We start from the raw sequence: 24,850 nt of genomic DNA on the forward strand, positions 1-24,850 counted from the left end.
TCGTTTCCCATCAGGCTTTTGCCATTGCAGGCGGCCCTGTCCAGCATTTATGCAGGCGGGCAGCGCAGCAATGTGCGAAACGCAGTCTAGGCCATGCGGGATCGCACAGCCCGGACCAGGGAGGGAAAACACAATGCGACTCAACCCGTTCGACACATCCAAGATCAAGGTCCGCTCCAGCGATGGCGGTGGGCGCAGAATGCCGGGCGGCCGGGCTGGCGGAATGGGTTGCGGCACGATTGTGATCGTCGCGATTGGTGCACTGGTGTTTGGTATCGATCCCGGTCAAATGCTAGGCGTGGTCGAAGGCGTGCAGCAGCAAGGCCCACAGCCGCAGGTGCAACAGGGACAAAGAAGTGAGCAGGAAATCTGCTCCAGCAGCCAATATGCAACCGAAGCATGCGCAGCGCTCACATCCTTGAATGAGACATGGGAGCCAGAGTTTGCCCGCGCGGGCATCCCCTTTGAACAGCCGTTTCTCGACCTGTTTCAAACAAGACGCGTCGACACGAGCGGCTGCGGCAGCGCCAGTTCCGCCTCTGGCCCGTTTTACTGTCCGGCGGACATGGGCATTTATATCGACACCAGCTTCTATGATCAGCTCGCCCGTATGGCTGGCACGGGCGGCGACTTTGCACGGCTTTATGTGATCGCGCATGAATATGGACATCATATCCAAAACCTCACCGGTATCGCTGGGCAGGTACGCAGCGCCCAGCAGCAGAACCCGCGCAATCGCAACCAGTTGCAGGTCCGCATGGAATTGCAGGCCGATTGCTATGCCGGGGTCTGGGCGGGCAAGAATCGCCAATTGATTGAACGCGGCGACCTGGAAGAAGGCATGCGCGCTGCCGCGTCGATTGGGGACGACACCTTACAACGCAATGCAGGTCAACGGATCAATCCTGAAGGTTTCACTCACGGCACCAGTCAGCAACGCATGGAGGCCCTGCGCCGCGGGCTCGACAGCGCCGATAGCGACGTCTGCAATGTCTATTTCGACTTTGGCTGACGTCCTTATCGCATAGTTTCCAACAGAATTCGGGGCCGGAGCGGTTTGACCCGTTCCAGCCCCGAAATATCTGCCGGTAGAAGCGCGAGCGATTAAGTCGCTGCGCCCTCCGCCGGGATGGCAGGCGTTGGCTCATCAGACTTGGCCGCTGACGACCAATCGATCCGACGGGTCGCATACATCATGCCTGCCAGAGCGAAGAACAGCAGCACCGATCCAATCACCAGAGACCATTCTTCGAGGTTCAGCAGCACATAGAGGCCTGCGTAAAGCGCAACCAGCAGAGCCGCGATGACTCTCCGCCCGTTTCCAGCTGCCTAGAATTGCTGCGCTGTAAGCTGACAACAGCCCGATGGTTGCGGCGCTCGCGATCAGATAAGCGATCATGAAGCCGAGCATCTCGGAAAAGGCCAGCAGCATCACGAAGAACAGGACAAGCCCTGCCCCGCTGAGCAGATATTCCGCCGCTGCCACACGTGCACCGCCGACGATGTCAAACATCAGAAAGGCCAGAAACGTAAAGCCGATGAACAGGAAACCATATTTCACTGAGCGATTGACGCGGCTGTAAAGATCAACCGGCTCAACCAAGCGGATCGTGGCAATGCTCACGTCACTGCCATCGTTTGAGTACGCAGAGAAGCGATCACCCGCATTGATTTGCGGTAGCTGTGCTTCACTGTTGCGCACCAAAGTCTGTCCAAGCGCCAGGTTCGAGATCGACCAACTGGCCTTAAAGCCAGCATCGCTGATCTCTACTGTCTCCTTTGGAGGAAGGAAGCTGCCAGCGAAGCTTGGGTGCGGCCATTCGGATCTCGACCATCCAATTGGTTTCCTTGCCTTGCGGCACCATGCTGATCGCGCTGCTGCCACGCAGCTTGTAATTGAACTCGACGTTCAGTGGTTCGCTACCGGTCCAGTCAAGGAAAGCGTGCATGCCGCTGCCATCGCTGTTCGTGCCAAGGCCTGGTCGCAGGGGAATAGCCTCACCGCCAACGTTCAATTCAGCGTCGGTTTGAATGCCGCGCGGGTCAGAGATCGGGAAACGAATTTCCGCCTCATCCAACAGCAATTGCTCCGGTTCCACCCCGAACCGGTCTAGGTCACTTGGCATAGCGAAGGCGGCCGTCCCCGACAGCACGACATCATAGATCACCGATTTGTGGATCGATCCGCGAGATTTCACCTCAGGATTAATCGCGGTTGTGATGTCCTGCTTCTCCGGAGAGATATACAGCAGCTCTCGAACGGTGATGGTGCGTGTAACCGTCCGGTTGTTAACCTCTTCATTGGTCACGCGCTCCTGATTGTACGGCACGACCAACACTGGCCCTGCGAGTACTTGCGCACCTGCCCAACCCTCGGTGATAGAGCCTTGCGCAATGCGCGCTTGATCTTGCCGGTCATACACCAGCGCGTAGACAGCCAATAATGGTATGGTCAGCGCCATGCCGATAATGGCTGCGAAGAGTAACTTCAGTCCTGGGGATCGTTCTTTCGCCATATCTCGCCCTCCTATCAAGCGATGAAACGTGCAATGAGCGCGATGAACTGAATTTGATATGAACCGATTGACAGGAAACGGCGGACGTCCAAATTAAACGCCCGCCGTCCGATTGTTTCAAATTTGATCTGAGCCTCTAACCCAGTGTTGGCAGAGTCGATCAGCTCGCGTTGGTGCGTTCCCAATCGCGAATTTGCTCATCCAAGGTGTCGAGCAATTGGCTGCGCAGATTGCCTTGGATCTCGCTGTTATCTGCCAGAGCCTTGCGCGCTTCCCGCAGGCCCTCAAGTGCCTTTGCCATAACTTTGGCCTGGCACAGGTACACCGTTTGATGACCATTGCCGTGCTCAACCACCGCTGCTGGCTCTTTCTGGCCAGAGCGGCACTTCATTTTCACCTTGGTCTTCGCATTTTCGATATCGATCCGGGCCAGTTTGATCTCCCGGCGCGCTTCGGCAATAGCGGCGTCGGCTTCAGCCAGTCCGAGGCGGACATCGACCATGATCTCTTCGACCTCTTCATCGCTGAGATGACCATTCGATTCCACACTGCGGCGGATCTGGATGCTGCGGCTTTGACTGCGCTGTGCACGTTCCCTGCTACGTTCAGCACGTTCGTGGGCGCGCTCTCGGGCTCGTTCGGTGCGCTCTTCCGCCCGTTCAGCCAGTTCCTCAGCGCGTTCAACCTCTGCCTCAATACGCTCTTCTTCCAGCTCGATCTCTTCTTCGATCGCATCAAGCTGTTCCTGGCTCGCACCTGGATCAATCGCTTCGATAGCCCCCGCTTGGAGCATAGCAGGCGGTGCAGGAGGAGCTGGCGGCAATGGAGCACCCAGCGCGAGCGGCGCAGCCGGAGCTGGCGGTGCGGCGGGCACTGTGCCTTCCGCATAGGATATTGATGCGGTCAGCGGCAGCGCGAGCACGGCAGCCCCCACCAGGGCGCGGCCAGCAATCCGGCGGCGCGACGACATATTGGACATTTTCAGGCTCCTTAGACGGTGGATAATCGACTTCTCACCCAGCACCGGACACGCCATAGGCGCGGCCAATGCAAACTTGGGCCCTGCTGCGAAAGTGGTAATTAAACTGGCATAGACTGCGCGCTCTTCTGGGGCTTTTTCAGCCATCACCCGGGCATCGCAGGCTGCCTCTTGATCGCGCCGCATCGCCAGCCAGCCATAACGGCCAAGCGGGTTAAACCAGTGCAGAGCGAACAAGGGTTGAACAATCATATTGGCGAGCAAATCGCGCGCGGAATGGTGTGACAGCTCATGCGCCAGCGCCATGTTGCGAGCGGTGATATCGGCCTGCGCCATAAAACCCTGCGGCAGCGCCACGACTGGATCGATCACGCCAAAGGCGAGCGGCGCGCTGGCGCCTGATGACTCAAGCAGGCGCACGCGGCCACAGCGGCCCACTTCACACGCATCCTCTAACAGCTCGCGCCGCAAGCGGAAGTAGGCAGAAAAGCGTAGCCAGAGAAAAATGGCGGCGCCAACCAGCCATACCGAAATGCAAATCTCCAGGATCGGCATCGGGGTTGTCGGCATTAGCAAGCTGGGCGCCGCGTCCAACCGCCCCAGAGTCGCAGCAGGAGCGTGGGGTTGGACAATCGTGAATAGAAAATCGCCGGACGCCGCCTCGGTCGGGCTAGCATCCGCAAAGGTCGCTGCGGGTGCGGCCTCCTGTGGCGCAGGGTTGAGCCACGCAGGTAGCTCCACCGGGGGCATCAGCAATCGTAAAGCCGGGATAGCCCACAAGGCATAGGCAATCTGCGGCCCGAACCAGCGGGCCACCGGGCGTCGAATAAGCAGGACCAGCGCGATCAATCCGGCGGTCCATAATAGGGTATCAAGTAGCCAGTCCATCATGATTTCAACTCCTTGAGCAGAGCTTCAATATCAGCGAGATCTTCCTCGCTCAGCGCCTCTTGTTCTGCCAGGTGAGCGAACAGAGAGGACGCGCTGCCGCCAAACAGGCGGTCGACCAAGCGGCGGGATTCGCCGCCGACATAATCCACCCGCGCGATCAGCGGGCTGTAAAGAAAACGGCGGCCGTCTGGCTGCGCCGCGATGGCATTCTTGCCTACCAAGCGCGAGAGCAGCGTTTTGACCGTAGCAAGGCTCCATCCGCGTGGCTCGCAAACCGCGTCGCACACATCAGCGGCGCTCAACGTGCCACCTTCCCACAATGCCTCCATCACGGCATGTTCAGCATCGCTGATCCGTTCAGGTTTGGAATTACCGGGGGATTTGCCATTTTCGGACTGCGTCACGTGAGCCCTCCTGCTCTCGATTACGTCTGTAGTTTTATCGATTACGTTTGTAAACATGAAGGCTGGATGAACGCGGCACTCTACCCCTTGCCCTTCGATCAGACTGCGATATCCTCCGACGAATGACATGGAAGAAATCACTATTCGCATCGGCCACATTGTTTATCGCTGCGGGCGCGCACGCCCAGGAACTCGGTGATATTCTCACCACCCCAGCGCCAGAGCCTCAGTTTGAAACTGTCAGCGTCGTTCTGGAAACCCAGTTGGGCAACATCACCATTGCGCTGGAAACGGAGCGCGCGCCGATTACCGCGGCGAACTTCCTACGCTATGTTGATGAGGACCGCTTCGACGGCACCGTTTTCTACCGTGCGATGCCACTTGATTGGGGAAAGCAGCCCAATGGCCTGATCCAGGGCGGCACCCAATGGGACCCAGACCGTCTCCGGGACGGTATCGAGCACGAGCCGACCACTGTCACCGGGCTCAGCCACACGCGCGGCGCGCTATCCATGGCGATGGGCGAACCCGGCACAGCCAATGGCGATTTCTCCATTATGCTCGGCGATCAGACCGGGCTGGACGCGAACCCCAACTCAGATGATCCAGTCTGGCGCAATGGCTATGCGGTGTTTGGCTATGTCACCGATGGGATGAGTGTCGTTAAGGCAATCCATGCCGCCCCAATCGATCCAGCGAAGGGCGAAGGCTGGATGAAGGGCCAAATTTTGGCTGAGCCTGTTACTATCGTCGAGGCGCGGCGAGCGCCTAGCGAGACCGAGGAACCGGCTGACTAGACGTGTTCGAACCCAGCGTGCTGATCGCTGGGCGCCCAATCGGAGTGCCCGCCGCCTGAGGCGTTCGCGCACGGAGCGCTGGCATCCACTCGCTCACTTTGGCGCCGATCTGCGTCTGCGGCAAAGAGGCAAAAACCCGCGCTTTTACTTCCCAATCCGCGATTGAACGGTTTGCCTCCTTTGAAGCATCAGCCAAGGATTGCGGTTTGCGCAGCGCATTGTTGATCAGCGCGTCACCAAAGAATGTCCAATCATTGTCCGCCTGACACCCGAATGAGGTGCGATTGTCCGCCGCTGCGGTCAGGATAGCCGTGTTGTCACTGGCGAGTTTCGGCACAAACACGCCCGCATAACACGCGCTGATAATCAGAACCCGCCGCTCAATGCCCAGCTCTTCCAGCGCGGCCTTGAAACGGTCAGGCGACAGCACGCCATAGCCGGTGTCGCCATAGTGATAGGCCAAGCCCTGCTGCAGACCGTGGCTGGTGGTGTAGAGCACCAGCACGTCTTCGCTGGTGTCCATAACCTCTGAAATGTGCGCGAGGGTAGAGAGAAACGCGCTGATCGAGCCTTTGGGCAGCTCGCTGCTCGTTCCATCTGGGCCGGCCAGCGTGATCGTGCGCCCCGCCGCGCCATATCGCCGCGAAAGCACTTTGGCCGCCTCGCGCGCTTCGCGGGCAAACACCGGATCGCTATCCAGCGCCACGGTGAGGACATAAGCATCGACGGTCCCAGGGCGATTGGGCTGTAGCGCGCTGAATACCGCATCCAGCTTGCGCCGCTGGCGGAGCAAAGCCGCAGGCGAACTCTCACGCTCAAACTCTGGCGATGCAGCCAGACTGGCATTGATCGCAGCACGGTTTTGACCCGTGACGAAATTGGGCCACGGCTTGGTGTGCGGCGGCGGCTGATTGGGATTGTTGGCGCTGTCCGAATTGCTCTGAGTATAGGCGGGCCCCGCGATCACCAAGGCGAGCGCCGCGACTGCGATTCTGAAAAGATGCGCCCCGTTTCATACGACGCTTATGGTGTGCGGACCGGAGCATAGCGTCAAGCCTGAAGGCTATCTACTTTGAGACCCGAGGTCCGGTGTCTTTCAAAATGACCCAAACGGTTCAATCAGAAATCCGTTCGTCCTGAGCCTGTCAAAGGACGTGCAACAGAGAATAAACGCCCTTAAACCGATCAATCTTGGACTAAAAAAAGGCTCAGGACGCTTTGCGAATAGCGTGGTGCATGCGGCACGTCCTTCGACAAGCTCAGGACAAACGGTACTTTGGGATCTTAGGGGCGTTTTGCACGAAACCACTGACCAAGAAGATATCCGACCGCTCCAGTTACACAGGCATAGGCTGTGTAGAAATAAATCGCCAGCGAGGCGGTGGAGTTGAGCAAATCAGGGTCGATCATCGCAAATTCGATGTTTCCAACCACAAAGAATGTAAGCGGCACGACACACGCAATCAGACAACCGTGTTTGTTAGCACCCACCACATAACCGACGAGTCCACCTAGCAGAAATCCTCCAACCAGATAAATCGCCAGGCTCAATAAACCCGCGCTTTCGGCTCGATATAGGTCGCATCGTCGGTCAGTGTGTACTCGTGCACGGGGCGATAATCGATCTTCATATCGCCTTTGCCGCTGCCCTTGGCGCCGCCGCCCCAACCATCAAACCAAGTGATGGTGTGCTTCATCCATTCTTTGTCGTTGCGATCCGGGAAATCTTCGTGGCTGTGCGCTCCGCGGCTTTCCTTGCGGTTCGCCGCGCTCGCCATGGTCACATTCGCCTGTGACATCAGATTGTCGAGCTCCAGCGTTTCGATCAAATCGCTGTTCCAAACGAGCGATTGGTCGGACACGTGAATGTCTTCCATCCGCTTGTTCTGCTCGGCGAGGATTTTGACGCCTTCTTCGAGCAGAGCGCTGTCACGGAATACGGCGGCGTGTTTCTGCATGCCCTTTTGCATTTCGCTGCGGATTTGTGCGGTTGGTGAACCGCCCTGCGCATAACGGAAATGATCAAGCCGGCTGAGCGCCAGCTCGGCGCTATCTGCGGGCAGCTCTGGCTGGCTTGCGCCCGCCTTTGTAATGTCGCGCAGGCGGTGGCCGGTCGCGCGGCCAAACACCACGAGATCGATTAGCGAGTTGGAACCCAGACGGTTTGCGCCGTGTACCGACACACAGGCTGCCTCGCCCACGGCGAACAGGCCGGGGACCACGTGATCCGGATTGCCATCCGGGCCGATGGTCACAACCTCGCCGTGATAATTGCAGGGGATGCCGCCCATATTATAGTGCACGGTCGGAGTGACTGGCAGAGCCTGCTTAGTCAGGTCCACGCCGGCAAAAATCTTGCCGCTTTCGGTTATGCCGGGCAGGCGCTCAGCCAATACCTTTGGATCAATGTGATCGAGGTGCAGGTGAATGTGATCACCATCTGCGCCCACGCCGCGCCCTTCGCGCATTTCCAGCGCCATGGAACGGCTGACCACGTCGCGCGAAGCAAGGTCTTTTGCCGATGGAGCGTAGCGCTCCATAAACCGTTCACCCTCGCTATTGGTGAGGTAACCGCCCTCGCCCCGCGCGCCTTCTGTGATCAGGACGCCCGCGCCATAAATGCCGGTTGGGTGGAATTGAACAAATTCCATATCCTGCAAAGGCAGGCCAGCGCGTAACACCATGCCGCCACCATCGCCGGTACAGGTATGCGCGGAGGTAGCCGTATAATAGCAGCGACCATAACCGCCGGTTGCCAGCACTACGTTTTGCGCACGGAACCGATGAATGGTGCCATCATCCAGGCACTGAGCAATCACGCCGACGCATTTGCGATCCCCCCTCGCCCGTCATGATCAGGTCGAGCGCGAAATATTCGATGAAGAAATCCGCGTCGTATTTCAGGCTCTGCTGATAGAGCGCGTGCAGCATGGCGTGACCGGTACGGTCGGCCGCGGCGCAGGTCCGCTGAACCGGCGGGCCATCGCCCATATTCTGCATGTGGCCGCCAAATGGGCGCTGATAAATCGTGCCGTCTTCGTTGCGAGAGAATGGAACACCCGCATGCTCCAACTCATAGACAGCGGCGGGTGCTTCCCGCGCGAGATATTCAATCGCGTCTTGATCGCCCAGCCAATCTGCGCCTTTCACCGTGTCATACATATGCCATGACCAGTGATCTGGCGTGTTATTGCCCAGCGATGCCGCGATCCCACCTTGCGCCGCGACAGTGTGCGAACGGGTTGGGAAAACCTTAGAAATATTGGCAGTGCGCAGGCCAGCCTCGGCCGCGCCCATAGTGGCGCGCAGGCCAGAACCGCCCGCGCCAACAACAACAACGTCGTACGTGTGATCGATAATCTTGTAGGAATTCAGGTCAGCCATCAGGCGGCTCCTCCGAGTGCGAGCCGGGCGACGCTAAAGATAGCGAATGCACCGCCGCCAATGACAGCAAGGTTGAGTGCAGCGATCACGCCAAATTTGGTGCCGCTGTTTTCGACATAATCTTCGATCAGCACCTGAAGCCCCAGGCGCGCGTGCCAGAATGTGCAGATCACCAGCAGGATCATCGCCGTGGCTGGCACAGGCTGAGAGATCCAACCGCTGACCGTGGCATATCCAAGATCCGGCAGCAGCATGATGCTGGCCACCAGCCAGATCGTGAGGACAACATTGCCAATCGCCGTAAAGCGCTGCAGCAGCCAATGATGCGCGCCAGCATGCGAAGAGCCGAGACCGCGTACTTTTCCGAGTGAAGTTCCACTACCCATCAGATCACTCCCTGCTTGCTCAGCATGAAGCCCCAGAAGGCCGCAGTGAGGAGGATCGCCAGAATGGGTGATGCAATTGACCAGATCTTATTGGCATTCAATTCATAGCCAGCGCCAATATCGAGGACAAAGTGCCGCAGGCCGCTCATCATATGGGTGAAGAATGCCCATGTCAGACCGACCAGCACGACATAGCCAAAGGGCGAAGTTGCCACCGTCTGAAACGCATTATACGCCTCTGGTCCGCTCGCCAAAGCGCCAAGCCACCAAACCAGCACAGCCAGGCCAACAATTGCCAAGCCGTCGCCGGATACCCGGTGCAAAATCGAAACCAGCATGTGCGGCCCCCAGCGCCAGATCTGCAAGTGGGGGAAAGCGGTCTATTCGCCATTATTTATTGATCCCATACATTTCGTCTCCCCCACTTAACGTGACAATCGCGTGTGACAAGCGGTGAGCGCTCGACTCCCGGTGCAAAGTTTTGGATAGAGAGTGCAATCAGGACACTCTTAGCCAGGGCCGATTGCCGCATGACATACATTCTGTTGACTGGATCAAGCCGCGGGATTGGTGCGACGGCCCGCAATGAACTGACCCAGCGCGGGGCGAATGTGACTGGCCATGCGACGCGCAGCGGCGATGATCAGACGATTGCGGCAGACTTCACAGACCCTGGCGCAGCACAAGCCCTATGGGACGCCATGCTGGAGAAGACAGGCGGCAAAGTAGATGTGCTGATCAACAATGCGGGACTGTTTGACGCCAATCCATTGGATGGGTCCGACATTGCCTGGCTTGACGGGTGGGAAGACACCTTGCGCATCAATCTAACCGCCGCGGCCCAACTGTCTCGCTTTGCGGTGCGCCATTGGCAAAATACCGGGACCACTGGGCGGATCGTTCATGTCGCAAGCCGCGCCGGGCACCGGGGCGATTCGCCTGCGCATTGGCATTATGCCGCGGCAAAGGGCGGCATGCTGGCCATGCACAAGACCATCGCCCGCGCTTATGCCAGCGAAGGCATATTCAGCTATGCGATAGCTCCGGGCTTTACAGATACGGCCATGGCCGGAGATTATCTGGAGAGTCGCGGCGGCGACGGTCTGCTGAAAGACATTCCTTTGGGCAAAGTCGCTCAGCCAGAAGAGATCGCGCGCATCATCACATTCTGTGCGCTGGATGCCCCGCCCAGTATGACCGGCGCGGTGATCGACGCCAATGGAGCGAGCTATGTTCGGTAGATTAAGCGTGATCACGGGCGCGTTGTTGCTCACAGCTTGTTCTACGTCGCTCGCGAACGAAGAAGAGCCTTCTGGGTTACCTGCGGACCAGCAAGCATTTCTTGACGCCTGTGAGCCTTGGGACGACTGGGACAAGCCTGCCCCGCCCTTCAAGATTCACGGCAGTTCCTATTACGTCGGCACATGCGGTATCTCTGCGATCCTGATCACCGATGACAGCGGCCACATCCTGCTCGATAGCGGGACCGAGGCAGGAGCCCGCGTTGTAGAGAGCAACATCGAGAGCTTGGGCTTCAACCCGAACGACATACTCCTGCTCGGATTTAGCCACGAACATTTCGACCATGTTGGCGGCATGGCCTATTTGCAGGAGCTGACCGGGGCAACTCTGGTTTCGCTGGAGGCGGGCGCCGAGGCGATGCGTACAGGCCGCGATCAACCGGGCGACCCGCAAAACGGGATGCATGAGCCATTTTCACCCGTTCGCGTCGATATTATCCATCAGGACGGGGATGCAATGGGCGCAGGACAAACCTCTGTCCGTTCTATCGCAACCCCGGGTCACACGCCCGGCGCGACAAGTTGGGAATGGGAAAGCTGCGAAAACGACGTTTGCAAAACCATCGTCTACGCTGACAGCCTCTCTCCGGTTAGCGCAGATGGATATCGCTTCTCCGATCATCCGGATTACTTGGCAAAGTATCGCGCGGGTCTTGATCGTTTGGTAGCCATTGACTGCGATATCTTGATGGCTGCGCATCCATCGCATGGGCAGTTGTTCCAATGGTTTGAAAAGGGCGGCCTGCTGGCCATGGAAGCGCCCTGCGCTAAATATGTCGCCAAAAAGCACCGCGATCTTGATGCCCGCCTCGCCAAAGAAGCCGCCAAAGAAACCGCTAGCGAATGAGCACAAGTTGGAAGCTATCGGCCTTTGCGCCAAAGAAGGCCGTACAGGCCGCTCTGCTGACGCACGATGAGCTGGATGATTGGGATTTTGATCTCGTCATTTCTGGCCGCGAAATTGCCGAGGATCGCCCACAGGAATGGGTGCTGGAAGGGTGGTATCCGAGCAAGCCCGGCACAGTTCAGAGAGATGCCCTCGCCGACCTGTTCGCTGGTAAAGCGCCCAAGATCACGGTTGAGAAATTGCCCGATCAGGATTGGCTCACTCTGAGCCAGCAAGGCGTCGAGCCGATCCGCGCCGGACCATTCTACATTCATACGCCCGATTTTGCGCCAGACCCATCTGCCATCAATTTTGCGATCCCAGCGGCCCAAGCCTTTGGCACCGGCCAGCATGAGACCACCGCTGGCTGTCTCGAAATGCTCGCGGTAATGAGACGCACTGGGATGAATGCGCGCAACCTCGCCGATATCGGCACAGGCACAGGGCTGCTCGGTTTCGCGGCGCTCAAGCTTTGGCCTGCCGCGCGCGCCACCGCATCCGATATCGATCCCGTCTGCGTCCACGTGATTGAGGATAATGCCGCCCTCAATGCCATCCGACTTGGTCCGCGCCCTGGCGAAATGGCGATGGTGATCGCGGATGGCATGGACGATCCATTGCTGCGGGCACGCGCGCCTTATGACCTATTGATCGCCAATATTCTGGCAGGACCGCTGACCGAGCTGGCACCTGATTTCGCCGCCTCTGTTCCGCCAGGCGGCAGCGTCTTGCTTGCCGGTTTGCTGACCAAGCAGGAGCAAGGCATTCGCCGAGCCTATCGCCGCGCTGGCTTTCGCCTGACCGCGCGCCTTGTCAGGGGCGATTGGTCGATCCTGTGGCTGCGGCGGCGCGGCACCTGATGGCCAGCAAGGTGCTCCCCAGAATTGGTAGGGCGCTGAAATATGCGCTCATCGCCTTGGTGGCTGCACTCACACTGTTCCTGCTCACCGCATGGTTTGGATCCATGATCCCGCGCGGCACACTCGCTGAGGAGCCGATCGCCGATCCGGTTACGATCATGGTTGAGACCAATGGAGTGCACACGCAATTCGTGCTGCCGATGGCGAATGCGCACAAGGATTGGCGTGAGACATTTCCCAGCGCGAATGAATGGCTGGGCACCGCCGAGCCGACCCATGTCGCGATTGGATTTGGCGACCGGCAAGCCATGATGGAGATACCGCAAATCTCCGATCTGTCGGTATCCAGCGCGCTCAGGATCGGGACGATTGGCGGACCCGGCGTGATCCGCGTCAGCCGCTATATCAATCCGCCCCTCGATAAGGAGCGCCGCGCGATGCGCGTGTCGGGCGAACAATACAAAGCCTTGGTCAAAGCAATTGAAGCAGACCTGCCGCCGCTGGGCGCCGACCCGTTTCGCGATTACGAACGCGATACGTTCAGCCAGGATGCGTATTACACCGCAATCCCAAGCTACAATTTCACACAGACGTGTAACCAATGGACCAGCAATCGGCTAGCGATGGCGGACATACGCACGGGTCTTTGGACGCCGATGTCTGGCGGGTTGATGAAGTGGCTTCCGGTGCATCGCACGGAGCTGGGCGAGCGCTAAACTCTATTCAATCCTTGCCAAGCGTTGCTTTAAATATCGCCGTTCTGCGCTGCGCGGACTGAGTTTCAATGCTGCGTTCAGCGATACCTTTGCCTCTTCATCGCGCCCCAATCGGATCATCATATCCGCTCGCGCCGCATGATAGGGCCTAAGTGATTGGAGCTTCTCTTTCGGAAGCTCTTCCAACGCAGCAAGCCCAGCGGCAGGACTCTCCGCTTGCGAAAGTGCAACCGCCCGGTTCAGCGCCACCACAGCGCCCGCCCGCATCACCATAAGTGCATCATAAAATTTCAAGATTGCCGCCCAATCGGTCGTACCATCGGTCCGGCGCCGCGCATGGCACAGCTGAATTGCGGCCATCACTTGATACGGCCCGGTTCGCGAAAATGCATGCGCCTGATCAAGAAAGAGCCGCGCATGTTCAATCAGTGCGCCACCCCAAAGGCTGCAATCCTGCTGAGACAGAGGGACCATCGCTCCGGCCTCATCCACCCTCGCCGCCTCCCGCGATCTTGCAAGCGCGATGAGCGCCGCCAGCGCCAACACTTCCGGCTCCTTTGGCAGCAATTCGGCCAACATATTGGCAAGCCGCGAGACCTCACCCGCCAGCTCTCCATCGCATTCTTCCGCCGCATCCTGATATGCCACCGTATAGGCCAATTCCAAGGTGAGCAGTACCGCATCTAACCGCTCTGCCCATGCCGTTCGCGGCGGCAATTCGAACGCGATGCCTGCTTTATGGATCTTTGTCTTGGCCCGCGTGATGCGCTGAAACATGGCTGGTTCATTGCACACAAAGACTCGCGCAATTTCCGACACTGGCACACCGCAAATCACCTTCAGCGCTAATGCCGTGCGCGCCTCCAAAGCAATCGCTGGATGACAGCAGATAAAGATCAGACGCAGCCGTTCTTCCGGTATCGCTTCGGGCAATTGGATAACATTGCTCATCTCGCTTACCTGAGCCGCATCGCTGACAGCCCGCTCCTGAGCCGCCTGCTTACGTATCGCGTCGAGCGCCTTGCGCTTAGCTGTGATGAAGAGCCACGCGGCGGGACGGTCTGCCGCGACACCTTTGGAAATGTACGTCTCCGCCGCGTCGGCGAAGGCATCCTCCGCCATATCCAGATCGCGGAGCTGCGCGGCAAGAGCCGCGATCACTCGCGGCCGCGCCTCTGAAATGGCATCAGCGATTTGCACAGACGCGGCCGCCAAAATCACTCCTGCCAAACGGGGCGCACTTCGATCCCGCCGTTGCCAGGCACTGGGATTCTACGAGCCCAGTCAATGGCTGTGTCGAGATCATTCGCTTCGATGATGTAGTAGCCACCCAGCTCTTCATGCGTTTCAGCATAGGGGCCATCATGCAAAGTGCCCTCACCAGCTTTGTATTTGATGGTTGTGGCAGTGGCTCCAGGCTGCAATCGATTGCCTCCGTCATAGACGCCGGCCTTTTCCATATCTGCGATTAACGCCATGTGTTTGCCGACAGTTTCCTCCATCAATTTGCCACCATCATCACCCTTATAAATGTTCTCGTCTTCGGTGATCAGCAACATATATTGCATGGGTCTTCTCCTTTGTGGCCCGCGCCACTGCGGCGAGGCTCTGATCAGAAGACGAAACTGGCAAGTCGGATTCGACAGTTACTCAGATTTTTTTCATTCGCTGAGTGTTTGCTCCAGCAGATTGAGCGCATTGCGAGTGAAGGCCTGCATGTTTTCGATCCGGTTTTCGCTGCCTGTCTCCAGCACAAGCGTGTGCTCGCTCTCTGGCCCGATAAGCGCTGCACAGCTGCGCCCAGATGGCGCGCCACTTGGATGCTTGCTGCCGCCGACAGAGCCGCTCTCAGCGATGCCCCAATCTGCGACGAAATTGTCGCGGATCGCGCGCGCTTGAAGCAGGGCGTATTCTTCACTTGCCCCACGCATGCCCTTATAGGCCTCGCGCGGTAGATCAAACAGAACATCGCGCGCCCGGAACGAATAGACCACACCGCCGCCAACAAAGAAATCGAGCGCACCAGGCACACTCAACATGCTGGCCGCGATCAATCCTCCGGTTGCACCATCTGCCACCGCAATTTTCTCACCCCGGGCACGCAACAAATCGGCAATCCGCAGCGCCTGTGGGTGCGCTTCCGTGAGCATTATTCCTGATCTTTCGGTTTGCGAGTCCATGGATAGGCCATCTGTTTAAGATAGCTACGTGGCACATCCTCAGGAATACCATAGTCCTTTGGCCAGCGCCCTTTCGGAAGATGGAAGGTCCCAAACAGCTTGTCGATCCACGGAAAGTGTATGGCGAAATTCACATCAAACGCCTCTTGTTCCAAGCCGTGATGCCAATGGTGAAACCTTGGCGTTGCCAGCCAATGTCCAAGACGGTCGAAATCTCCGCCGACATTCGCGTGAAGCAGCGACGACCAAACGTATATGAAGCCCAGATAGGCCTGCATTACCGATGGACTGAACCCGAGCGTAAAGAGCGGCAGGCTGGTCACCATTCGCAGCAACACAACCTCAATCAAATGCATGCGCGAACCGGCAAGCCAATCCATCGACTTTGCGCTGTGATGGATCGCGTGAAAGCCCCACAGGAATGGAACCTGATGGAACAGGCGGTGATACCAATATTGCAGGAAATCAGACGCGACCAAGACGATCACGAACTGAACCAACCATGGCAGGTCGGCGACGCCCGCACGAAACGCCTCCCAGCTATTGGTGTTCGCGTTGATGATGGTCGAAGGCGCAAGCGTTAGAAACGTTAGGATCTGCACAAACATCGTGCTGACCAGGAAGTAGAACAGATCCTCTCGCCATTCATTACGGAACAAGCGTTGCTCGCGGCGATGCGGGAACAGCCGTTCGAATGGAGCGAACATCAAGCCGGTGACCAGCAAGTTGACGATAAAGAAATCGAGACCGAAAAAGACTCCCCAACTGTTCGTCTCCTCTGGCTGAACATTCGCACCGCCGAGCAAGGCTGCTCCAATGCCAATGACCAACGCGCTCACGCCCAGCACCTTGCGCGGCCTCAACAGCAAGCTCAGCAATGCCAGCGAGTAACTCGCCAACAGAACACCGTGCACGAGCGTGCGAAACCCGCTCCATTCCTTGACGATCTCTAGTTCCGGTGTCGCGAACCATTCTGGAAAGCGGAGCGCGATGACAAGGAAGAACCCTGCGATTGAAAACAACAGCGCGAAAAAGCCAGCGAACCAGCCACTGCCAAAACGGCGCACTTGGCGCGGCGATTCCAGATCGCGCATCAGCTTGCGAAAGTAACCGGAGACCTCCGCCTCGGCGCGTTTTTCGATCTTGCGACTCATCCCGCCGCCGCCACAATTGCGGCCCAGCCTGCCTCATCCATCACTTCAATCCCCAGGCTTTGCGCCTTTTTGAGTTTCGATCCCGCCCCTGGCCCTGCGACCAGAATATCGGTCTTGGCGCTGACTGAGCCGCTGGCCTTTGCGCCAAGCCGTTCAGCCTGCGCTTTCGCTTCATCGCGGCTCATTGTCTCCAACTTGCCGGTGAACACCACGGTCTTACCCGCGACCGGACTGTCGAGCGCCTCGACCACATAGGCCGGCGGTGAAACCTGGCTCAGCATATCCTCCCAAACGACGACATTGTGCGGCTCGTGAAAAAAGTCTGCGAGCGAATGCGCGACCGTCGCGCCGAACCCATCACTGACGCCGAAAATGTCTTTCGCGGCGTTGTCCATGCGGGCCTTGAACGGTGATGGTTTCTCGTCATCGCCCAGTGGATTTTCGCGGCGATATGTTGAAAATTGCTGTGCAGCATTCCGCAGCATATTGATGTCACTCAGCGCCTTCATCAGGTCGCGTGCAGTGACCTCACCAACATGGCGAATGCCCAGACCGAACAGCAATTTTGCTGCATCCGGTTCACGCTTTGCCTCGATAGAGGCGACGAGGTTGTCGACCGACTTTTCCTGCCAACCTTCCAACGCCAGAATGTTGTCGCGGCGATCCTTAAGGCGGAAGATATCAGCGGGACTTTCCAGCCATCCCAACTCAAAAAACTGGCCAATGGTTTTCTCCCCCAGCCCATCAATATCCATCGCCTTGCGGCTGACAAAATGTTCAAGCCGCTGGGTCCGCTGAGCCGGGCAGATCAGCCCACCGGTGCAGCGCATATCAACCTCGCCCTCTTCGCGCGCAGCCTCGCTGCCGCACTCCGGGCAAATCTCAGGGAAATCGAAAGGCTCGCGCTCCGCATCACGGGTCAGATTGTCGACCACCTGCGGGATCACATCACCGGCGCGCTGAACGACAATCCGGTCGCCTGGCCGCACGCCCAGGCGCGCGATCTCATCGCGATTGTGCAGAGTCACATTGGTGACCGTTACCCCGCCAACCAGAACCGGGGCGAGCCTGCCGACCGGGGTCAGCTTGCCGGTGCGCCCGACCTGAATGTCGATCGCCTCCAGCGTGGTCTGCGCCTGCTCGGCCGGAAATTTGTGCGCCAGCGCCCAACGCGGAGCCTTCGCAACAAAGCCAAGCCGACCCTGCCAATCAAGCCGGTCGACTTTGTAAACCACACCATCGATCTCGTAATCGAGGTCCGGACGAGCAGCGCCAATTTTCTCATAATGCGCGATCAAAGCATCCGTGCTCTCGACCCGTGTGAACAGTGGCGAGATCGGAAAGCCCCAACGCTGCAAGGTCTCCACAACCTCGCTCTGCGTGGAGCCCGGAACTGCGGAAGCCGCGCCCCAGCCATGCGCCCAGAACCGCAAAACGCGTTTTGCTGTGACGCTAGCATCCTTCTGACGTAGCGATCCTGCGGCGGCGTTGCGCGGGTTCGCAAACAACTTTGCCTCCACCTCTTGCTGCGCAGCATTAAGCGCAGCAAAGGCCTGTCTTTCCATATAAACTTCACCGCGCACTTCGAATACATCGGGCACATGATTACCGCGCAGTTCCTGCGGAATGTCGGCAATATGCTGCACATTGGCGGTCACATCTTCGCCGACCTGCCCGTCGCCTCGCGTCGCCGCACGCACCAGCTTGCCGCCTTCATAACGCAAGCTGCAGGACAGCCCGTCAATCTTATCCTCAGCAGTGAAAGCCATCACCTGCGTATCATCCAGGGAGAGGAAACGCCGCACCCGCGCGGTCCATTCCTCAATCTCTTCGCGCGAGAAACCATTGTCGAGGCTCATCATGCGAACCTCATGCGTCACCTTGCTCAGCGGCGATGCAGCAATTTGATGGCCGACATTTTTGGACGGGCTGTCGTCGCGGATCAGATGCGGAAACGCCGCCTCCAATTCCGCATTACGCCGCACCAGCGCGTCATATTCCTGATCGGTGATCTCCGGATTGTCCTGCGCATGATAGAGCTTATCATGCTTCGCGATCAGGCGCGCGAGGCGCATCAGCTCATTGGCTGCATCGGCTTCTGAGAGGTTCGCCAATTCAGGCTCCCATTACAGGCTTTGTCTCTACCCGCGTTCCGAAACCAGCAATGTGCGGGCGCGCCTTGCCAATTGCCGCCTGGACTGAAGACAGCTGGAGGCTGTTCGCATGATCGGTCTTCGTCTGCCAAACTTCGGTGATCCAAATCGAGTTGGGGTCTTCGAGGTTTTCGGCGATCATATAGGCGATGTTTCCTGGCATATCACGTGTACCTTCGAGCAAGGCAGAAATAACTTCTGCACGCTTACCTTCAGCGGTTTTCATCTGGGCAATCAAGCCATACATTTCTTCCAATTCTTGAGCTCCTAGAAGTCTGGTTGAGCACCCGCTCAACAAAGAAAATGCCGCAAGGCCGGTGAATTCACGCCGCTGCATTACGCGATTCCATTACTCTGCAAAGTATCGGGGTTGGCCGCAACACTCACTCAACCAGAACAAACATCGACAATATCAAGAGCGCCGCACCAAGGCAGCCAGCGATAGCCCAGCCTTTAGCCGACACATATCCCCGAGTAAGCCGCAGCATCAGCCACCCGACTGCGCCGGAAAAGACGAGCCACATTGCGGTCGTTATCGCATAGGTCGGCCAGGTATCTGCATCAATTGGACTGTAGTGCGAGCTTACCATGATCACCACGAGCCACGACACTGTCGCACCCAGGATCGCGACGATCCCGGCGACCAATGCCAGGATTTGCAGGCTGCTCATTTTAGGCTTCACGTCTTCCATCATGCGTTCTCCAACAAACGGTCCGCTTGCGCGCGCGCCTCTGGTGTGACTTCCGCGCCCGACAGCATCCTCGCAATCTCTTCCTTGCGCTCCATTGAACTCAGTTTCGAGACCGAGGTTTTGGTAACGGTGCCACTGGAAGCCTTAGCGATAAGATAATGCTGCCTGCCGCGCGCGGCGACTTGCGGGGAGTGCGTCACGGCCAGCAATTGGCCGCTGTCGGCCAGCCTAGCAAGTCGCTCTCCAATCGCGCTTGCCACCGCGCCGCCAACGCCGCGATCAATCTCGTCAAAGATTACGGTTGCGGCCCCGCCCTGCTCGGCCAAGGCCACCTTCAGCGCGAGAATAAAGCGCGACAATTCACCGCCCGATGCGATCTTGTTGAGTGGCGCAAAATCGGCGCCTGGATTGGTCGCAATCAGAAATTCGGCGCTATCCATTCCGGCCGCGCCCCATTTGTCTTCTGGCAATTTACCCACCGCGGTCAGGAAACGCGCGGCGTCCAGCTTCAACGGGGCCAGTTCTGCCGCAACGGCCTTGTCCAGTTTCTTGGCCGCTTTCAACCGCGCAGCATGCGCTTTTTCCGCCTTAGCCAGATAGATCTCTCGCGCTTCACGGGCGGCGGTTTCCAGCGCGTCCAATTGCGCCTCACCGCCCTCAATTGCGTCAAGTTGTGCCCGCATGTCGCGCATCAGCTCTGGCAGGTCATCAACATCGCAGCGATGCTTGCGCGCAATCGCTCTTAGTTCGAACAATCGCGTCTCAGCATCATCCAGCGCCTGGGGATCATGGACCAGAGCATTGCCCGCATCCATTAAGCGATCCTCCGCCTCGCCCGCTTCGATCACCGCACGGTCCAACGCTGCCAATGCCTCGGTCAGCAAGGGATGCTCGCCAGCGATCCGATCCAGCTTACGTGCGGCCACCCGCAGCGATGCCAGCGGCGAATCTGAGCCTTCCCAAATATGACGCAGCTCCTCCAAATCACCGGACAATTTCTCGCCCTTTTGCATGGCGGCGCGGGTCTCTGCGAGGCGAACCTCTTCGCCCGCCTGCGGCTCAATCTCGGTCAGTTCAGCCAGATGGGCGAGCAGCAATTCCTGGTCAGCCGCGGCCTGCTCCACCGTACCGCGTGCCTCGGCCAATTGCGCCTCTGTCTTGACCCATGCCTGCCATGCGCATTCCAATCCACCCAGATCCGTCCCGGCATATCGATCCAGCAAAGCGCGGTGCCCGCGCGGGTTCACCAGCCCGCGATCATCATGCTGTCCGTGCAGCTCAACCAGAGATGCGGAAAGCTCTCGCAGCAAAGCAACGCCAACAGGCTGGTCATTGATAAAGGCCTTGGAACCGCCATCGGCCTTCACCTGACGGCGAATGATCAGCGGCTCTCCCGGCTCCAACTCTATATCTGCATCATCCAATGTGGCGACGATTGCGGCGGGAAACGCGCCAAATTCAAAACTGGCAGTCACACTGGCCTTGGCCTCGCCCGCGCGCACCAAAGAAGTCTCAGCCCGGTCGCCCAGCACGAGACCAAGCGCATCGAGCAAGATCGATTTACCCGCGCCTGTTTCCCCGGTGAGCACGCCCAACCCGCGCGTAAACTCTAGGTCAAGCGCCTCGATAAGCACGATATTGCGGATGGACAGGCGGATCAGCATTTCAGCGGGTTTTCTAACCGCTCAAATGCCGCACGTCACCTGCTGAGCTGAGACAACAAACAGCTAGTTTTGCGCTGCGTGCATTCGCCGAGGTTTTGTCTGAGTATTACTCGCCAGCGGAGGGGCTAGTCGGGCTGCTTTCAGCACGTAAAGTATTGGGCTGGTAATGGGTCCACCGCCACGCCTGCGCCGGGTCTTTCTGGCTGTCTTCATCAGGCCATTCAATCAGCTCAAAATCATCCAGCTCAATGGTCTTGTCGCCAGCGGCCCGTTTGTCTTTGGAACGGATTTTCAGGATCACTCGGAATGCGCGCGCCGCTCCATTGATCTCTTCCGGACGGTTGAAATCGAATTTCAGATCACGCCAATCGCCTCCGGCTAGTTCGATTGTGCCGATTGATGTTCCACGAATGGAGGAGGATGGCGCGGCCCCTTCTTGCGGACGCTCCTTTAAGATCAATTCCACCTCGGCGTCGCGGGGCAATTTGATCTTGCTCTGCAGGGTAAAGCGGGTCGCATAGACATCACGAATGTAAGAGCGCGAATAGAGATAAGGCAGTTTGGGTCCGCCGTCGGGCAGTAGGGCCATATAGCCTTCGCCATTAGGCCAAGTGCGGAAATCAATCGCCGCATTGCGCGACATCCAAAACCGATCCCCGGCCAGCTCAAACTGAGTGTTTTCAAAGTCGCCGCGCGGGATCATATTGCGGCCATAGCTACCCCGGTCGCTGATGCAGGCAGGTGCGAAATGCGCAAGGTTGAACTCTTTGGGGAAACGGCATTGTGGGCGCTCAATGCCCCTGCGTTTGGCCCAAACGGCGGAGTGCCCCCCTGTCTGCGCCAGCACAGTGCCCATCTCTTCCGACAGCCAATGCAGCCGGGTTAGCACCGCCTGACGCATGCCGCCGGTTGCCGGAACGGGGCGGTAATCGAGCATGTTAAGCGGGATCGCTTCTGCGCGCAGGAACTCGCCCTTTTCCAACCAGACCTTCAGCGCGTAAGTGACTTGGGTGTGCGGGTGTTCCTGATCAAACAGGAAATTGCCGAGCGAATGCGCGATCAATCCGCCGCGATATATCTCTAGCCCGTGGGTCACGTGCGGGTGATGGCCGATGACCAGCGGAGAGCCTTTTTCAATCGCAGCGCGAAAACGCGGGAGCGACAATTCCGATGGCCGGTCGGCATATTCCATATTGCCGTGGAAATGCATGATCGGGACATATCCGGCACGCCGTTCACGCTTGGTCACGCGCTCGACATCGCTGCGCTTGCCCCAGGCTGCGCCGCCTTTGATTTCGGTGGCGGTCTGGTTCGGCGTCCATGTGCCGCGCCACCCGACAAAGCCATAAATGCCCAGCTTGTGCTCGGCAAGATCGAAGCGAGAGGCGCGCTCTGCCTCGGTCACATCCATGCCCGCGCCAGACCATGCGACACCGGCGGCGTCCAAGGCGTCGATCGTAGTTTTCAACCCGGCATCGCGGTAATCGGCGGTGTGATTGTTGCCCAGTGAAACGTGATCAATCCCTGCGCGCGCCAGAGCATGCGTCAATTCCGGCGGGGAGAAGAACAAGTATTTCTTGGGCGCCGGCGGTCCGGGTTGCTCCGCAGCGACTACGGATTCCAGATTGATTGACGCCAGATCGCTGGTCTCTAGATAGGGTGTGATGGCGGTAAAAAGGTGATCCAAATCGCTGTCCAGCGTCACCTTATCGAGCACCGCCTCTTCACCGCGCGGGGCCGAGAAAAAACGCCGACCCGCCATGCTATCGCCGCCAAAGAACAGCTCGATGCGTCCCTTTTTACGCGCGACCATCTCTATCGGCGGGATCGACAAGCAATCACAGCGCGCATCGCGCAGCTCAGCATTGCCGAAGGTTTGCACCATGGTAAAAATGCGCTCGCCTTTGATGTCCACGCGGTAATAGGGGGCGACTGGCACCGCGGCGGTGAAATGCCCGTCCTCGGCCAGATCGGTCGGGGCGCCATTGATCGTTACTGCAATGCCATCAAACTTCACGCCATCACGGCGCCCGTCGAGCATTCCACCAATCAAAATCTCGCCCGGTCCAGCATCTGCCCCTCCGACCAATCCGTGGTCAGGGTGCGCAGTGGCAGGCGCAGTAAGGCCAACCGCTGCCAGACAAGCAAACAGCGGCGCAAATAGGGTAAAGCAAAACGAACGTCTCATGGCCGCGCGGACTAACGCACAGCAGATGATATTTGGTTAATGCAGAGCTAGCACGGGCCTAAGGGGCTAGCACGGGCCTAAGGGATTGCACCAAACCCCGCAGCCACAAAGCCAATCAGCTTGGAGAAACGCCCGCTGCGTGGTCCTGAACCAGCTCAAAGGCCTTTTCATACCATTCATCACCGGGATAGTTCGCGCCCAGCACAGCGGCATATTTCACCGCTTCGTTCGGCACGCCCAACGCCAGGCTGCTCTCCGTCAGGCGGTACAAAGCCTCCGGCGCATGGCTGGTCGTATCAAAATTCTCCAGCACATTGCGGAACCGCAAATTCGCCGCCAGCCACCGGCCAGAGCGCTGATAATAGCGCCCAATTTCCATTTCCTTACCGGCCAGGTGATCATCCACCAAGTCCAGCTTGAGCCGCGCATCGGCAGCATATTCGCTCGCAGGGAAACGCCGGTTCACCTCACGCAGGGCCGTCTTCGCCTGCTCGGTGATCTTCTGATCGCGGTTCACATCGCTGATCTGCTCGTAATAGCTCAGCGCGATCAGATAATACGCATAGGGCGCATCCTTGTTGCCCGGGTGGATCGACAGGAACCGCTGAGAGCTCTGGATCGCCTTGTTGTAATCGCGCGCCACGTAATAGCTGAAAGCGCTCATCAATTGCGCCCGCCGCGCCCATGGCGAATAGGGGTGCTGCCGCTCAACCTCGTCAAACAGCGCGGCGGCGAGCAGCGTATTGCCGCTATCCATCCGCCGCTTCGCCTCGCCATAGAGCGATTCCACATCCCGCGCGACATAGGCCACATCTTCATTGGCAGAGCCGCCGCCACACGCCGTGGTAAACAGCGTGGCACCGGCCAGGCCCGCCAACATGGCAGACTTGCGGAGGATACGGGCGAAAGAGCGAGCGCTATCAGGGGCAGTGGTCATACCCCACCCTATAACCGCGCCTTACGTGAACGCCAAGTGAAGTTGACGCCGCAGACCACACTTCATGCACATCTCTCGCATATCCGCGCGAGCCTCGGCTCACCGCACGTGAGCCACGCTTGGAACGGATGGAACACAGTCTTAGGCCAAAATTCCAATCGATCACAGCGCGCCCGACTAATCGCTTTTTCCGATCAAGGTTAAGATGCGAGCGCATGTCCGCGCCATAGCGCCCTGCGTGGGAGTAGGAAAATGAGAGCGCAGCTGCGCGATTTCAAAGCGGCCCGATTGTGTTTAGCGCTGATCGCTCCGCGTTTCACGGACCACAAGCCCAACGCATACTGGATGGCGATGATCCGGCGAGCGATCAGCGAGCCGCAAGGGCGACTGCGCGCCCGAGCTTATGCGAGGATAGCCAAGCGAACGGAGGTGAGCGCCGGCGCTTGAGGCAAAACAAACACCCGCGGAACGCAAGAAGCCGCAGATCGTGAACGCGAAGCCTCAGGTGCGAGAGCGCAAGGTTGCGGAGACTGAGACGCGGTGGGGCACTAAGGGTGAAGGTTGGGAATCGTAGTACTAGAACTAACTACGGCTATGACTGAAAATTGCCGATTGCGGAATGTTCGCGTTAGTCCAATCAGAAGCGAAGAGTCGCCATTCCGCTCACGACCCAGTTACGGAAATGACGGACTTGCTATGCCTCGTTCACTAACTCTAGGTGGTTGCCGAACTCCCTAGAATAGTATCGAAAAAGATCGAACT

At 58.4% G+C, this 24,850-nt stretch carries 24 protein-coding genes and 2 pseudogenes; 6 read left to right on the plus strand and 20 right to left on the minus strand.

Annotated features, from left to right (window positions below):
- The first annotated feature begins 133 nt into the window (after positions 1-133).
- Positions 134-1,012 (plus strand): KPN_02809 family neutral zinc metallopeptidase, encoded by an 879-nt coding sequence (ypfJ, locus tag AC0V6O_RS08280; RefSeq protein ID WP_486143127.1) that lies wholly within the window; start codon positions 134-136, stop codon positions 1,010-1,012.
- 92 nt (positions 1,013-1,104) lie between these two features.
- On the opposite strand, the gene AC0V6O_RS08285 is transcribed toward ypfJ, so the two are convergent.
- The 5 genes and pseudogenes from AC0V6O_RS08285 to AC0V6O_RS08305 form a co-directional block, all read right to left on the minus strand.
- On the minus strand, positions 1,105-1,266 hold the full coding sequence (locus AC0V6O_RS08285; protein ID WP_486143129.1) for an inner membrane CreD family protein: 162 nt from the start codon (positions 1,264-1,266) through the stop codon (positions 1,105-1,107).
- 106 nt (positions 1,267-1,372) lie between these two features.
- Positions 1,373-1,840 (minus strand): annotated as a pseudogene (locus AC0V6O_RS08290) (inner membrane CreD family protein); the annotation flags it as partial.
- Complete coding sequence (locus AC0V6O_RS08295; protein ID WP_486143131.1) at positions 1,746-2,516, minus strand: inner membrane CreD family protein; 771 nt, start codon at positions 2,514-2,516, stop codon at positions 1,746-1,748. The pseudogene AC0V6O_RS08290 and the gene AC0V6O_RS08295, both read right to left, overlap by 95 nt.
- A gap of 160 nt (positions 2,517-2,676) precedes the next feature.
- Entirely contained in the window at positions 2,677-4,386 is a 1,710-nt protein-coding gene (locus AC0V6O_RS08300; protein ID WP_486143133.1) for a M56 family metallopeptidase, read from the minus strand.
- Entirely contained in the window at positions 4,383-4,790 is a 408-nt protein-coding gene (locus AC0V6O_RS08305; protein ID WP_486143135.1) for a BlaI/MecI/CopY family transcriptional regulator, read from the minus strand. Before AC0V6O_RS08305 ends, AC0V6O_RS08300 begins: the two co-directional genes overlap by 4 nt.
- Before the next feature lie 122 nt (positions 4,791-4,912).
- On the opposite strand from AC0V6O_RS08305, the gene AC0V6O_RS08310 reads away from it, so the two are divergent.
- Positions 4,913-5,587: a peptidylprolyl isomerase gene (locus AC0V6O_RS08310; RefSeq protein WP_486143137.1), complete on the plus strand. Its 675-nt coding sequence runs from the start codon at positions 4,913-4,915 to the stop codon at positions 5,585-5,587.
- Here AC0V6O_RS08310 and AC0V6O_RS08315 read toward each other — a convergent pair.
- From AC0V6O_RS08315 to sdhC, 5 genes and pseudogenes are all read right to left on the minus strand, one after another.
- Entirely contained in the window at positions 5,559-6,554 is a 996-nt protein-coding gene (locus AC0V6O_RS08315; protein ID WP_486143139.1) for a C13 family peptidase, read from the minus strand. The two genes, AC0V6O_RS08310 and AC0V6O_RS08315, sit on opposite strands and share 29 nt — an antisense overlap.
- A gap of 317 nt (positions 6,555-6,871) precedes the next feature.
- Complete coding sequence (locus AC0V6O_RS08320; RefSeq protein ID WP_486143141.1) at positions 6,872-7,138, minus strand: hypothetical protein; 267 nt, start codon at positions 7,136-7,138, stop codon at positions 6,872-6,874.
- Positions 7,135-8,971: pseudogene (gene sdhA / locus AC0V6O_RS08325) on the minus strand (succinate dehydrogenase flavoprotein subunit). Before sdhA ends, AC0V6O_RS08320 begins: the two are co-directional and overlap by 4 nt.
- Entirely contained in the window at positions 8,971-9,357 is a 387-nt protein-coding gene (gene sdhD, locus AC0V6O_RS08330; protein WP_486143143.1) for a succinate dehydrogenase, hydrophobic membrane anchor protein, read from the minus strand. The pseudogene sdhA and the gene sdhD overlap by 1 nt, the downstream one beginning before the upstream one ends.
- Positions 9,357-9,695 carry a succinate dehydrogenase, cytochrome b556 subunit gene (gene sdhC, locus AC0V6O_RS08335; RefSeq protein ID WP_486143145.1) on the minus strand — a complete coding sequence of 113 codons (339 nt, stop codon included), beginning with the start codon at positions 9,693-9,695 and terminating at the stop codon, positions 9,357-9,359. The genes sdhD and sdhC overlap by 1 nt, the downstream gene beginning before the upstream one ends.
- A 192-nt stretch (positions 9,696-9,887) precedes the next feature.
- Here sdhC and AC0V6O_RS08340 point away from each other — a divergent pair, with 192 nt between their 5' ends.
- The 4 genes from AC0V6O_RS08340 to AC0V6O_RS08355 are packed head-to-tail and all read left to right on the plus strand — an operon-like array spanning position 9,888 to position 13,120.
- On the plus strand, positions 9,888-10,598 hold the full coding sequence (locus AC0V6O_RS08340; RefSeq protein ID WP_486143147.1) for an SDR family NAD(P)-dependent oxidoreductase: 711 nt from the start codon (positions 9,888-9,890) through the stop codon (positions 10,596-10,598).
- A complete protein-coding gene (gene bla, locus AC0V6O_RS08345) occupies positions 10,588-11,505 on the plus strand; it encodes a subclass B3 metallo-beta-lactamase (RefSeq protein ID WP_486143149.1) in 918 nt (305 codons plus the stop codon). Before AC0V6O_RS08340 ends, bla begins: the two co-directional genes overlap by 11 nt.
- Positions 11,502-12,404, plus strand: a complete 903-nt coding sequence (locus AC0V6O_RS08350; protein ID WP_486143151.1) for a 50S ribosomal protein L11 methyltransferase — start codon at positions 11,502-11,504, stop codon at positions 12,402-12,404. The genes bla and AC0V6O_RS08350 overlap by 4 nt, the downstream gene beginning before the upstream one ends.
- The gene (locus AC0V6O_RS08355) at positions 12,404-13,120 is read left to right on the plus strand and encodes a DUF2459 domain-containing protein (protein ID WP_486143153.1); all 717 of its coding nucleotides are present in this window, start codon (positions 12,404-12,406) and stop codon (positions 13,118-13,120) included. Before AC0V6O_RS08350 ends, AC0V6O_RS08355 begins: the two co-directional genes overlap by 1 nt.
- Positions 13,121-13,123: 3 nt before the next feature.
- Here the strand turns inward: AC0V6O_RS08355 and AC0V6O_RS08360 are convergent, their stop codons facing one another.
- From AC0V6O_RS08360 to AC0V6O_RS08405, 10 genes are all read right to left on the minus strand, one after another.
- Positions 13,124-14,335, minus strand: a complete 1,212-nt coding sequence (locus tag AC0V6O_RS08360; RefSeq protein ID WP_486143155.1) for an RNA polymerase sigma factor — start codon at positions 14,333-14,335, stop codon at positions 13,124-13,126.
- Between the two features lie 2 nt (positions 14,336-14,337).
- Positions 14,338-14,688, minus strand: coding sequence for a YciI family protein (locus tag AC0V6O_RS08365; RefSeq protein WP_486143157.1), 351 nt, complete (start codon positions 14,686-14,688; stop codon positions 14,338-14,340).
- Between the two features lie 93 nt (positions 14,689-14,781).
- On the minus strand, positions 14,782-15,270 hold the full coding sequence (locus AC0V6O_RS08370) for a CinA family protein (protein ID WP_486143159.1): 489 nt from the start codon (positions 15,268-15,270) through the stop codon (positions 14,782-14,784).
- A complete protein-coding gene (locus AC0V6O_RS08375; RefSeq protein WP_486143161.1) occupies positions 15,270-16,454 on the minus strand; it encodes a sterol desaturase family protein in 1,185 nt (394 codons plus the stop codon). The genes AC0V6O_RS08370 and AC0V6O_RS08375 overlap by 1 nt, the downstream gene beginning before the upstream one ends.
- Positions 16,451-18,529, minus strand: a complete 2,079-nt coding sequence (ligA, locus tag AC0V6O_RS08380) for an NAD-dependent DNA ligase LigA (protein ID WP_486145558.1) — start codon at positions 18,527-18,529, stop codon at positions 16,451-16,453. The genes AC0V6O_RS08375 and ligA overlap by 4 nt, the downstream gene beginning before the upstream one ends.
- A 40-nt stretch (positions 18,530-18,569) precedes the next feature.
- Complete coding sequence (locus AC0V6O_RS08385) at positions 18,570-18,854, minus strand: putative quinol monooxygenase (RefSeq protein WP_486145560.1); 285 nt, start codon at positions 18,852-18,854, stop codon at positions 18,570-18,572.
- 136 nt (positions 18,855-18,990) lie between these two features.
- Entirely contained in the window at positions 18,991-19,302 is a 312-nt protein-coding gene (locus AC0V6O_RS08390; RefSeq protein ID WP_486143163.1) for a hypothetical protein, read from the minus strand.
- On the minus strand, positions 19,299-20,963 hold the full coding sequence (recN, locus tag AC0V6O_RS08395) for a DNA repair protein RecN (protein ID WP_486143165.1): 1,665 nt from the start codon (positions 20,961-20,963) through the stop codon (positions 19,299-19,301). The genes AC0V6O_RS08390 and recN overlap by 4 nt, the downstream gene beginning before the upstream one ends.
- A 106-nt stretch (positions 20,964-21,069) precedes the next feature.
- Entirely contained in the window at positions 21,070-23,151 is a 2,082-nt protein-coding gene (locus AC0V6O_RS08400) for a CapA family protein (RefSeq protein WP_486143167.1), read from the minus strand.
- Between the two features lie 115 nt (positions 23,152-23,266).
- On the minus strand, positions 23,267-24,031 hold the full coding sequence (locus AC0V6O_RS08405; RefSeq protein ID WP_486145562.1) for an outer membrane protein assembly factor BamD: 765 nt from the start codon (positions 24,029-24,031) through the stop codon (positions 23,267-23,269).
- Positions 24,032-24,850 lie beyond the last annotated feature (819 nt).

It is taken from the genome of Erythrobacter sp. JB2-19, assembly GCF_057365005.1.